This is a genomic window from Kribbella sp. NPDC055110 (genome assembly GCF_053607525.1).
Genome location: NZ_JBSGTS010000002.1, coordinates 600,670 through 612,031 on the forward strand (window position 1 = coordinate 600,670; position 11,362 = coordinate 612,031).

Genomic DNA, 11,362 nt, shown 5'->3' on the forward strand with positions numbered 1-11,362 from the left:
TTATATATACTGTTTTTTTGTGGTGGCCAGCTTATTTTTTTTAACAGACCCGGGTTTTCACACCCCCCCGGGCGGGCGTTGGGGGGGGGGGCCCACCCCCCCCCCCAACGACAGGATCGGCGCCAGTCCGGCGCCACCACCGACGAAGACCAGCCGGGCCCCCGGGTTGTCCCGGAGGGTGAACACCCCGAAGGGTCCGCTCAGCTCCAGTTGGTGGCCGACCTGCAGTTCGGTGTCGAGGAACTCCGAGAACAGGCCGCCCTGGTAGACCTTGATGACGAACTCCAGCTGCCCGCTCTCCCGGCTCGACGTGTTGGCCATCGAGAAGGAGCGGCTGGCGTTCCAGCCCGGCACCTGGAGGTCGACGTACTGCCCGGGAAAGAACTTCAGCTCTTCGGGGCCGGAGAGCTTCAGCACCAGGTGCCGCAGGTCGTGGGTGACCGGGGTGATCGCGACGACCTCCGCCGTACGTTCCTGGATCGGCAGCCCGGAGCGGATCATCTCCTCGTCGTAGTTGAGCAGCTCGATCGTGAGGTCCTCGAACGCGTGCGCGCGGCAGAGCAGGGTGTAGCCCTCGTCCAGCTCGTACTCCGGCAGCGCGAAGGTGGAGTACCGGTCCAGGTCGATGTCCTCACCGTCGAGGACGAACGACTTGCAGGACGCGCACTGTCCCTCCTTGCAGCCGTGCATGAGCATCACGCCCTGCTCGGCCGCGGCACGCAGGATCGTCTGTTCCTCGTCGACCTCGATCTCGATGCCGACGGGCTCGAACCGCACGACGTGCTTGCCGCCCATCGGAATCAGGCGTCGGCAGGTGCGGGACGGCCGGCGGGGCCTCCCTTCACGTAACGGGCGGCGAACGCGGTGCGCTCGTCATCGGTCATCTCGTTGAGCAGCACGTTCGGGCTCGCCAGCGGCGGGCACTTGCGCAGGTGGTCGAGCGTCCACATCTTGTCCGGGTCCAGGTCGAGGTGCGGCTGCGCGACCATGGTCTTGCCGTCGTCGCGGACGAATCCCATGTCCGACACCACATCGGCCCAGTTCCAGCCGTGGTACAGCGTCTCCCACTCGCGGTGGCCGATCAGCTGGCCCATGTTCGGCGTCTGCCGGCCCTGGTACGTCGGCCGGAAGGCGGTCTCGTCGGTCCACTTGCACATCTCGTGGCAGTACGTCCGCCACTGGCCGTCGACCTTCGCCATCACCATGTCCTCACGGACCAGGCACGGCACCATGCACGTCCAGCAGCGGTGCGGGTACTCGTAGTCCACGTCCTCGAACACGATCGGCTTGTGCCCGTTCGGCCGCGACAGCCGGTTGTAGTTCTCCCACCACTTGCCGTACTTGTCGTACCAGCCCGGGTACTTGTACTCGAACCACTCGAAATCCTTGTCCGTCATCGGGTCGATCCGCCAGTAGTTGGCGAGCCAGCCGGTGGCGAAGAACTGCGCGACCTCGTGCACGTAGCCCTTGTTCCAGATCTGGTTCCAGGACTCCTCGATCAGGTCGTGCGGGATCTCCAGCCCGTACTTCTCCAGCGGTACGAGGTAGCTGCGGTAGTAGTCGTCGTAGATCCAGCGCCGCCACATCTCGGCGTACGACTCGCGGTCCTTGCGACGGTCCTTGGTGCCGTACTCGATGAACGTGCCGATGGCCGCGTCGACGACGCGGTGGTTGTTCCACCACGCGTACCGCAGGTCGCGGGCCAGCAGCTGGTGGTTGTCCTCGTCGGAAAGCGCCATCAGCAAGGTGGCGTACCCGTTGCTGATGTGCCGGGACTCGTCGGACTGGACCGAGTGGAAGACCGTCGGCAGCAGGTAGTCGCCGTTGGCCGCGGCTTCGGCCGGCATCGCGACGAACAGCGTGTTGGTGAACGCGGTCTCCGCCACGATGGTCAGGTAGATGCTGGCCGCCGTGATCGCGTCACCGGTGATGAACCCCTCGGCGAACTGCCGGCCGATAGTGCCGCAGTAGTCGCTCTGGAAGTCGCGCAGGCTCGAGTTGAAGCCCGCCGGGTCGATGTAGTTGTTCATGTACAGACGCTTGAGGTTCTGCTGGATCGTCGAGTGCCTGACCTCGTCGATCATCTGGATGGCCTGCCCGTTGTGCAGCTCGGGGTTCGGCACGGTCCGGAACAGCAGCGGCATCGCCCGCGCGGCGGAGATCTCCGGCAACGGGATGATGCTCAGGAACAACTTCTGCCACTCCAGCCAGCGCTCCTGCACCTGGCGGAACATGTTGCCGCGGATCGCGCCGTCGGAGGCGCCGTACACCCGGTGGTCCTTCTCTTCCTGCATCGGGAAGTACGACCGCAGGACCTGCTTCAGCGGGTCCTTCTTCTGCGCCTTGCGGAACGTGTAGTCGGTGCCGTACTGGGAGACCGGCTCGTGGTACGCCGGTTCCCAGGACAGCTCCTGGATCTTCTGGTGGGCCTTCGCCACACTCTGGCGACTCATGGCACTCCTCCCGCTCATGTGACCGGCTGTCATCTGCAGTACACGTGGGAGGGCGTGTGCTGAAGGTCTCAAATTGAGAAGCGCGTCAGGGTTCGCCGAGCATCCTGGTCCGAAGCTCCGCGAGCTGTTCCGCGGTCTGCGCCGCGATCCGCTGGTCCCCCTCCGGATCGGGACGAATACCGAGGCAGCGCAGCAGTTCGGCAGCAGGTTCGCCGGGGTGCCCGGTCGCGCCGAGGACCGGATGCAGGCCGATGTCCGCGAGGTGTTCGAAGACCAGGTGGACGACGGACCACGGGTTGTACGACTCCGCGTTCTCGAGGTTCTCCATGTGCGCCCTCCTCCTCGCATCACAAACCCTGGGCGCGCGGCCGATTGTCTCAATCTGAGACACCAGTTGCGGCGGAGTGCATTACGCTCGAAGAGGACCGGGTGGTGGGGCCGCGGATCCGCGCTGTTGCCACCTGGCGTCAGGAGGCCCCTGGTGGACGAGCTCGCACCCACGCTGGACGACAACCGGCGGACCGCGAAGGCCCGGCTGAAGTTCCTCACCCTCGATCCGGTCGCGCCGCAGGACGTCCGGCCGCCGATCCTGGCCTCCTGGGTCCGGTCGCGGCACTGGAACCTGCCCGCCGACCGGATCACCTTGCCGTACGTCGCAGACCCGGACAAGGATCTCCCGCTCACCCGCAGCGCGGGGCCGGTCCTGCGGAAACTTCACGAGAACCTCGACGGTCAGCCGATCAGCGTCATTCTCACCGACCGCTCCGGCCTGGTCCTGCAACGTCTGACCGCGGACAACGACCTGGCGCGGCACCTCGACAAGGTCTCCCTGGCGCCGGGCTTCAGCTACGCCGAGGAGTTCGCCGGCACGAACGGGATCGGGACCGCGCTGGACGTCGGCGGACCGATGCACGTGTTCGGACACGAGCACTACGCCGAGGACCTCGAGGACCTCGCGTGCGCCGGCGTACCGATCAAACACCCGTTGAACGGGAAGACGCTCGGCGCCATCGACCTCACCTGCTGGCGCAAGGACGCCGGGTCGCTGCTGATGGCGCTCGCCAAGAGCACGGCCGAGAGCATCCGCGCGGCACTGCTCCGCGACAGCTCGACCAGGGAACTCTCGTTGCTGGAGGCGTACCTGCAGACCTCCCGGCGGCTCGGCGACATGGTCATCGCGATCGACGACGACCTGCTGCTGATGAACGCCAAGGCCCGGCAGTCGCTCGACGCCGGCGACCAGCGCGCGGTCCTCGGGCACGCGACGGAGATGCTCGGCCAGGGCGGCACCGAGACGGTGCTGGCCGAGTTGCCGACCGGGGCCTGGGTCCGGATCACCGGTCACCCGATCGGTGGGCGCACCGGGGCCGGAGTCCTGCACATCAGCCCGCATTCGGCCGGTGTGAACCTGCGGACGCAGTCGTCCGGTCATCGGCCGCCGCCGCGTCCGGTGCTGCCCGGGCTGGTCGGCCGGAGCGCGCCGTGGCTCGGTAGCAGCCGCGAGGTCGACAACGCCTGCCGGGCCGGCCAGTGGGTCGTGCTCAGCGGCGAACGCGGCGTCGGCAAGGTCGCGCTGGCACGTGCCGCGCACCAGCAGAACAACCCGGCCGGCCCGTTCCACATCGTCGACGCGGCGCGGACGGGTGACGGTTTCGCCGCCGAGCTCGATGCGGAGCTGGCCGACGACTCCGTGCAGGCCCTGGTGATCCGGCACGCCGAGTGCCTGGACATGGACGGTCTCGACGATCTCGCCGAGGCGCTGTACGGCGTACTCGAGCGCCGGCCCTCCGCACCGCCGTGGATCGCGCTCACGCTCACCTGCGACAACGGCGTCACCCCGGACCTCGGCGAACTGCTGACGCTGTTCCCGCTGACCGTGGAGGTGCCGCCGCTGCGGCACCATATCGAGGACATCCGCGAGCTGGTTCCGCACTTCCTCAACCAGCTGAGCCACGGTGACCTGACGTGTGCGCCTGAAACCATGCAGCAACTGCTGCGCTCGGCGTGGCCCGGCAACACGGCCGAGTTGTGCCAGGTCCTCAAGCAGGTCGTCGTACGACGTCGCCGGGCCGGTGTGATCACACCGGCGGACCTGCCGGCCGGCACCGGGGCGGTCAGCCGCCGCAGCCTCAGCCAGCTGGAGGCGCTCGAGCGCGACGCCATCGTGCACAGCCTGGTCACCAACGGCGGCCACAAGGGCCGCGCCGCCAAGTCGCTCGGCATGTCCCGCGCGACCATCTACCGGAAGATCCACGACTATGGAATACAGCCTCCGTAAATGTGATCGGAGCTGCACCTGAAATCGCCATTTCTGGCAGAAGTGATCAATTTACCCTTGCCGTGAGGCCTCTGCTCGCGGTGAGATAGTCGTGTGACGGAAACGCGACCCGCCGACGCGGCGCAGAGGCAGGGCTTCTCGGGCTTCTCGTACCGCCCGTTCATCTGGCTCGCGGTCGCGACGTTCTCGATGGGCATCGACGGCTATGTACTGGCCGGCCTGCTGCCCCAGATCGCCGGCGACCTGAGCGTCAGCCCGGCGGCCGCCGGTCAGTTGATGTCGGTGTTCGCGCTCACCTCCGCGCTGGCCGGCCCGGTGCTCGGCACGCTGACGTCACGGTGGGAACGCCGTACGACGATCGTGCTGTCGCTGGGTGTGTTCGTGCTCGGCAACGTGGTCGTCGCGATCGCGACCAACTACCCGGTCGCGATGAGCGGCCGGGTGATCGCGGCGCTCGGCGGCAGTCTGCTGAACGCGGCCGTCACCGGGTACGTGCTCGCGCTGACCCCGTCCGAGCACCACGGCAAGGCGTTGTCGTTCGTGCTCGGCGGCTGGATGACCGCGACCGCGCTCGGCGTGCCGGTCGGTCTGGTGCTCGGGCAGTCTTCGTGGCGGTTCCCGATGGTTCTGGTCGCGGTGGTCGGCACGATCGCACTGATCGGCATCCTGCTCCGCCTTCCGCAACTGCACCTGCCCGGCGGCACCCTCGTCGAACGCCTCCGCCCGCTCGGCCAGCCACGCCTGGTCGCGGGCCTGCTCGTCACCACGGGCATCCTGTGCAGCAGCTACGCCTGCTTCACGTACGCGACGCTGATCCTCGGACCGCACTTCCACGCCAAGTGGGCGATGATCCTGATCATGTTCGGGTACGGCGTCTCGAGCATGGCCGGCAATGCGGTGACGGGACGCCTGGTCGACAAGTTCACGGCGCTCCGGGTGCTGACCGTTGTGCTGATCGGGCTGCTGCTGAACGCCGTACTCGGCATGATCGCGCTGATGTTCGCTCCCGCGGTGGTCGCGGCCGTGTGGGGGCTGGTCTGGTTCTTCTCGGCCGGCGTCGGCAACGGCGGCGGGGCCGTTCCGCAGCAGGCGCGGCTGGCGTCGATGACACCGGACTCGGCGGCGATCGTGATGGCGCTGAACGGCAGCGCGATCTCGCTCGGCTCGGCCCTCGGCAGCGGTCTGGGCGGTGTCGCACTGACCGCGGGCTCCTCGCCGAACGGCCTGCTCGGCGTCTCGGCCGTCGTCCTGACGATCACCGTCAGTCTGCATCTCCTCGTCGCTCGCGCCTCCCGCGCCGCAAAAGCCGCCGTCTAGTGACGGACACCTGCGCCGCTGACACGGTTGAGGAGCAGGAGTTCTCGTACCGGCCGCTGATCTGGCTGGCCGTGGCGACATTCTCGATGGGTATCGACGGGTACGTCCTGACCGGGTTGCTGCCCACCATCGCCGCGGACCTGCACGTCAGCGTGGCGGCTGCGGGCCAGTTGATGTCCGCGTTCGCGCTGACCGCGGCCTTCGCCGGGCCGGTTCTCGGAACGGTGACCTCGCGGTGGGAGCGCCGTACGACGATCGCGACCGCGCTGGCCGTCTTCGTCCTCGGCAACCTGGTCGTCGGGCTCGCGACAACGTACCCGATCGCGTTCGCCGGGCGGGTAGTGGCGGCGCTCGGCGGCTGCCTGCTGAACGCGGCCGTCAGCGGTTACGTGATCGCTGTGACGCCGGTCCGGCACCGCGGGAAGGCGTTGTCGTTCGTGCTCGGCGGGTTGCTGACCGCGACGGCCCTCGGCGTACCGGTCGGCCTGGTGATCGGGCAGTCCAGCTGGCGCTACCCGATGATCCTGGTCGCCGTGATGGGCACGATCGCCCTGGCCGGCATCCTGCGCGGCCTCCCGCGCCGGCACCTTCCGCACGGCCGGCTCACCGACCAGCTTCGCCCACTCGGCCGGCCCCGGCTCCTCGGCTCCCTGCTCGTCACCAGCGGCATCCTCGCCGGGAGCTTCACCTGCTTCACGTACGCCGTCCTGATCCTCGGCCCGTCCTTTCCGGCCGGCTGGATGATCATCGCGATCATGTTCGGGTACGGCGTCGCCAGTGCGCTGGGCAACGCGGTCACGGGCAGGCTGGCGGACCGCTTCCCGGCACCGCGCGTCCTCACCGTCGTACTCATCGTCCTGCTGCTGAACTCGGTTCTCGGCCTGGCCGGCCTGCTGCTCACCTCGGCCACCGCGCTCGCGGTGGTCGGCGTGAGCTGGTTCCTCCTCCAGGGCGCCGGGAACGGCGGCGCGGCCGTGCCTCAGCAGGTCCGGCTCGGCGGCCTCGCCCCGGCGTCCGCCGCGATCGTGATGGCCCTGAACGGCAGCGCGATGTCGCTGGGTTCCGCGCTCGGCAGTGCCGTCGGCGGCCTCGCCCTGACCGCCGGCAGCGCACCGTCCGGCCTCCTCGGCTTCGCCGCCGTCATCCTCGCAGCCACCGTGGTGCTACATCTGATCGTCTCCAGACCGTAGAATTCGGTCATGGCCGAAAAGCTGCGGGTGGTGCTGGCGGCGACGCCGAACGCCACACAACCGGCCGCACCCTCCAGCACGAACTGACAGAGGCAGCCGAAACCGCGAGTCGTGGATCGAGTCGGTGTTTGCCAGCCGAAACCCACGACTCGAGGAACAGCGGCGCCTGCGGGTGGGTGTGGGTGGGGTCGAACCATCCGGAGTTGCGTCGGTGCCGAATCCTGGGCATGCACAAGATAGTTGGGGCTTTGGGTGGTGTGGTCGCAGCTGGTGCGGCGCTCGCGGTCGGGTATCTCGTCGCGGACCTGACCGGCGGACCGTGGCCGGTCGACGCGGTCGGCGTACAGGTCATCGACTGGTCCCCTGGCCCGGTCAAGGACTGGGCCGTTCGCAACCTCGGTACGGCGGACCGTCCACTGCTTCGTGTCGGGATCTGCGCGACGCTCGCGATCGTCGCCGCCGTCGCCGGGGTGATGGGCGCCCGCGGGCATCGGCGGACGGCGGTTGCTGTCGCGGGTGGGTTGGGGCTGGTGGGGTTGGTGTTCGCGATCGTGAGCCGGTCCGCGGCCGGAAGCACGGCCGATCGGTTGCTCCCGGCAACAGTCACCCTGGCGGTCGCGGTGCTGGCGATGGCGCTGGTCACGCGAAGTCCGACGCGAGAGCGGGCGGATGCCCAGCAGCCGGAGGGGTTTGATCGGCGACGGTTCCTGCTGACTGTCTCGGCGGTCGCAGTCGTGGGTGCCGGGGCCGCCGGTGTTGCTCGGTTTGCTGGTGGGTCCGGGCAGGAGCTTAGGGCGCGGGTTCGCGTACCTCGGCCGACCGATGCCGCGGGGCCGTTGCAGGCGAGCGTCGACGTACCCGGGATCAGCCCGTTCACGACGCCGAACGCCAAGTTCTACCGCGTGGACACGCTCCTCCAGGTGCCGCGGATCGACCCGCGGGACTGGGAGTTGCGGATCCACGGACTTGTCGACAAAGAGCTCCGGGTCTCGTTCGGCCAGTTGCTCGAACGGCGCCTGATCGAGCGCGACATCACGGTGACCTGCGTGTCCAACGAGGTCGGCGGTCCGTACGCCGGGAACGCCCGGTGGATCGGCGTACCGATCGCGGACCTGCTGCGCGAGACCGGCGTACGGGAAGGTGCCGATGCGGTGAAGTCGACCAGCGTCGACGGGCTCACGATCGGCACCCCGCTCGCCGCGCTCACCGACGGCCGGGACGCGATCCTCGCGGTCGCGATGAACGGTGAACCGCTGCCGTTCGAGCACGGCTTCCCGGTGCGGATGGTCGTCCCCGGCCTGTACGGGTACGTGTCCGCGACCAAGTGGATCGTGGACTTCGAGGTCACCAGGTTCAGCGACTTCAGCGCGTACTGGACCGACCGCGGCTGGTCCGTCGAGGCGCCGATCAAGACGTCTGCGCGGATCGACGTACCGAAGGGCTTCGCGACCGTCAAACCTGGACCCGCTGTCGCGGCCGGGGTCGCGTGGGCGCAGCACCGCGGCATCAGCAAGGTCGAGGTCCAGGTCGACAACGGACCGTGGCAACCGGCCCGGCTGGCGCCCGTCGACGGCCCGGACACCTGGCGGCAGTGGACGTTCCGCTGGAACGCCACGCCCGGCACGCACAAACTCACCGTCCGCGCGACCGACGCGACCGGCGAACTGCAGACCGATCGCCCGGCACCGCCGCGCCCGAACGGCGCGAGCGGCCTGCACAACACGGTCGTGATGGTCGAGTGACCCATCCGGCCGGCGACCGGCTCCGAAGTACACCCGTCAGCAAAACCTTCCTGAGGAAAGAGTCCAAGTCATGTCCAAGCACCTCACCCGCGCCGGTCTCGCACTCAGCGCGCTGGCCCTCGCAATGACCGCATCCGCTTGTGGGGGCGGCGACGACAACAGCAGCTCCTCCAGCGGTACGACGACCAGCACGAGCAGCAGCGCACCGGCCACCAGCACCACGCCGTCCATGAGCGAAGCGGCCACCGGACTGGTCGGACCGGGCTGCGCCGACTACGCGAAGGCCAACCCGTCAGGCGCCGGCTCGATCGACGGTATGGCGGCCGCGCCGGTCGCCACCGCGGCGTCGGGCAACCCGCTGCTGAAGACGCTGGTCGCCGCGGTCTCCGGCAAGCTCAACCCGAAGGTCGACCTGGTCTCGACGCTGAACGGCGGCGAGTTCACCGTCTTCGCGCCGGTCGACACCGCGTTCGCGAAGATCCCCGCCGCGACCGTGAACACGCTGAAGACGAACGACGCGCTGCTCACCAAGATCCTCACGTACCACGTGGTCGCTGGGCAGCTCGACCCGACCGCGGTCGTCGGCAAGCACCCGACCGTCGAGAAGCAGGACGTCACCGTGAGCGGCTCGGGCGACAGCCTGAAGGTCAACGGCGCCAACGTGATCTGCGGCGGCGTGAAGACCGCCAACGCTACGGTGTACCTCATCGACTCCGTTCTGATGCCCCCGGCAAGCTGACCGTGAACGAACCAACCGCTCTGCCTTGGCCCGCCGGATCGCACCCGCGATCCGGCGCGGTCGCGGACGGCGATCTGCTGCTACTGACCGCGACCGGTGACACCGCCGCGTTCAGCGCCCTCTACGACCGGGTCGCGCCGTGGGTGTTCGGGCTGGTACGCCGAATCCTCCGCAACCCGGCCCAGTCCGAAGAGGTGACCCAGGAGGTCATGCTCGACGTCTGGCGCACCGCGACCCGGTACGACGCCGACCGCGGCTCCGCGCACTCGTGGATTCTCACCATCGCGCACCGCCGCGCAGTCGACCGCGTCCGCTCCGAACAGGCGGCCGCCGACCGCACCGAGCAGGTCGCCGCCCGCTCCGCAGAGGTCGCCTTCGACCAGGTCGCCGACACTGTCACCACCCGGCTCGAAGCGGAGCAGGTACGGCGATGCCTCGACTCGCTGACCGAGCTGCAACGCGAGTCCATCGAGCTCGCGTACTACAACGGCTACACGTACCCTGAGGTCGCTCAGCAGCTCGGGGCCAAGCTTCCGACCATCAAGGCGAGAATGCGCGACGGCCTGATCCGCCTCCGCGACTGCCTCGGAACCTCGAAGGGGCAGCGGCCATGACGGAACCCGACGTACACACCCTCACCGGCCCCTACGTGCTGGACGCGCTGCCGGACGACGAGCGGGTCCGCTTCGAGGCGCACCTCGCCGAATGCACCTTCTGCACCACGGAGGTCGAAGAACTGCGCGCCGCCGCGGTCAAACTGGCGACCCAGGTCTCGGCCCCGCCACCTCCCGCGTTGAAGGCCAACGTCATGTCCGCGATCGCGAACGTGCGCCAACTCCCCCCGGTCGTCCACGATCAGCTCGCCGTACGTCGGCGCCTCAGCCGTCGCTCGCTCCTGACGCGCGTCGCCGCGGCAGGTGTGGTCGCTGTCATCGGCGCGACCGCGGTGGACGAGTACCGGAACCGGACCGCCGCGGAGCGCGCCAACGAGCAGCTCACCGCAGTACTCTCACAACCCGACGCGCGGACCGTTCACGGGGCGGTCCAGGGCGGCGGGCAGGCCACGGTCGTCGTCTCCGCGAAGGCCGACAAGTCGGTCGTCGTACTGCGGGATCTGCCCGAGCTCCCCACGGACCGGACCTGGCAACTGTGGATGATCGACCCCGGAAAGACCGCCCACTCGGTAGGCCTCGCCGCCGGCGACCTCACCAAAGTCATCGACGGTTCGACCACCGGAATGACGACGTTCGGCCTGACCCTCGAGCCGGCCGGCGGATCCCGGACGCCGACGCTGCCGGCGGCGGCGCTGATTCCGTTGACCTAGTAGGTGCACCCGCCCCGAACGCTGAACTGTAGTGGCGGGGAAAGAAATCGTCGGCATGAGCCTGTTGCGATTTGGTTGGTGGTCAGCACGGTTGTGCGGGCTGGTTGGCCGGGGAGTCCCCGGGCTGGGGGGTCAGGTTGCTGGTTGGAGGGTGCGGGTGCGGAGTTTGAGGAGGTTGACCACGGTGGCTGCGAGGTTGAGTTCGCTGGTGGCGGCGGTGAGTCCGCGGCGGCTGAATCGGCGGAGTCCGGTTTGGTCTTTGAGGTGTCCGATGACGGTTTCGACGGTGGCTGATCGGCGTTTGTAGGTGGCGTGGCCT

General features: G+C 68.6%; 11 protein-coding genes. 7 read left to right on the forward strand and 4 right to left on the reverse strand.

The features are described from left to right. Positions 1–57: 57 nt before the first annotated feature. The 3 genes from ACWF0M_RS05925 to ACWF0M_RS05935 all read right to left on the reverse strand — a co-directional run bounded on the left by ACWF0M_RS05925 (position 58) and on the right by ACWF0M_RS05935 (position 2,781). Positions 58–795, reverse strand: a complete 738-nt coding sequence (locus tag ACWF0M_RS05925) for an FAD-binding oxidoreductase (protein WP_452234462.1) — start codon at positions 793–795, stop codon at positions 58–60. A 5-nt stretch (positions 796–800) separates the two neighbouring features. Then, positions 801–2,453, reverse strand: a complete 1,653-nt coding sequence (locus ACWF0M_RS05930) for a hypothetical protein (RefSeq protein ID WP_452234463.1) — start codon at positions 2,451–2,453, stop codon at positions 801–803. Between the two features lie 85 nt (positions 2,454–2,538). After that, a complete protein-coding gene (locus tag ACWF0M_RS05935; protein WP_452234464.1) occupies positions 2,539–2,781 on the reverse strand; it encodes a hypothetical protein in 243 nt (80 codons plus the stop codon). A gap of 153 nt (positions 2,782–2,934) precedes the next feature. On the opposite strand from ACWF0M_RS05935, the gene ACWF0M_RS05940 reads away from it, so the two are divergent. From ACWF0M_RS05940 to ACWF0M_RS05970, 7 genes are all read left to right on the forward strand, one after another. Then, on the forward strand, positions 2,935–4,731 hold the full coding sequence (locus tag ACWF0M_RS05940; RefSeq protein WP_452234465.1) for a sigma-54-dependent Fis family transcriptional regulator: 1,797 nt from the start codon (positions 2,935–2,937) through the stop codon (positions 4,729–4,731). A 93-nt stretch (positions 4,732–4,824) separates the two neighbouring features. After that, a complete protein-coding gene (locus tag ACWF0M_RS05945) occupies positions 4,825–6,048 on the forward strand; it encodes an MFS transporter (protein ID WP_452234466.1) in 1,224 nt (407 codons plus the stop codon). Then, positions 6,048–7,238: an MFS transporter gene (locus ACWF0M_RS05950; protein WP_452234467.1), complete on the forward strand. Its 1,191-nt coding sequence runs from the start codon at positions 6,048–6,050 to the stop codon at positions 7,236–7,238. Before ACWF0M_RS05945 ends, ACWF0M_RS05950 begins: the two co-directional genes overlap by 1 nt. 227 nt (positions 7,239–7,465) lie before the next feature. Beyond that, entirely contained in the window at positions 7,466–8,980 is a 1,515-nt protein-coding gene (locus ACWF0M_RS05955) for a molybdopterin-dependent oxidoreductase (RefSeq protein WP_452234468.1), read from the forward strand. 70 nt (positions 8,981–9,050) lie between these two features. Continuing rightward, entirely contained in the window at positions 9,051–9,719 is a 669-nt protein-coding gene (locus ACWF0M_RS05960) for a fasciclin domain-containing protein (RefSeq protein ID WP_452234469.1), read from the forward strand. A gap of 2 nt (positions 9,720–9,721) precedes the next feature. Further along, a complete protein-coding gene (sigK, locus tag ACWF0M_RS05965) occupies positions 9,722–10,333 on the forward strand; it encodes an ECF RNA polymerase sigma factor SigK (protein WP_452234470.1) in 612 nt (203 codons plus the stop codon). Continuing rightward, positions 10,330–11,043: an anti-sigma factor gene (locus ACWF0M_RS05970; protein WP_452234471.1), complete on the forward strand. Its 714-nt coding sequence runs from the start codon at positions 10,330–10,332 to the stop codon at positions 11,041–11,043. Before sigK ends, ACWF0M_RS05970 begins: the two co-directional genes overlap by 4 nt. A gap of 132 nt (positions 11,044–11,175) precedes the next feature. Here the strand turns inward: ACWF0M_RS05970 and ACWF0M_RS05975 are convergent. Continuing rightward, the coding region (locus ACWF0M_RS05975) for a transposase (protein WP_452234472.1) at positions 11,176–11,362 on the reverse strand (187 nt) is incomplete at its 5' end.

Coding starts and splice junctions, on each gene's coding strand:
- ACWF0M_RS05960 (WP_452234469.1), top strand. CDS start 9,051: ATGTCCAAGCACCTCACCCGCGCCGGTCTCGCACTCAGCGCGCTGGCC.
- ACWF0M_RS05925 (WP_452234462.1), bottom strand. CDS start 795: ATGGGCGGCAAGCACGTCGTGCGGTTCGAGCCCGTCGGCATCGAGATC.
- ACWF0M_RS05955 (WP_452234468.1), top strand. CDS start 7,466: ATGCACAAGATAGTTGGGGCTTTGGGTGGTGTGGTCGCAGCTGGTGCG.
- ACWF0M_RS05930 (WP_452234463.1), bottom strand. CDS start 2,453: ATGAGTCGCCAGAGTGTGGCGAAGGCCCACCAGAAGATCCAGGAGCTG.
- ACWF0M_RS05935 (WP_452234464.1), bottom strand. CDS start 2,781: ATGGAGAACCTCGAGAACGCGGAGTCGTACAACCCGTGGTCCGTCGTC.
- ACWF0M_RS05970 (WP_452234471.1), top strand. CDS start 10,330: ATGACGGAACCCGACGTACACACCCTCACCGGCCCCTACGTGCTGGAC.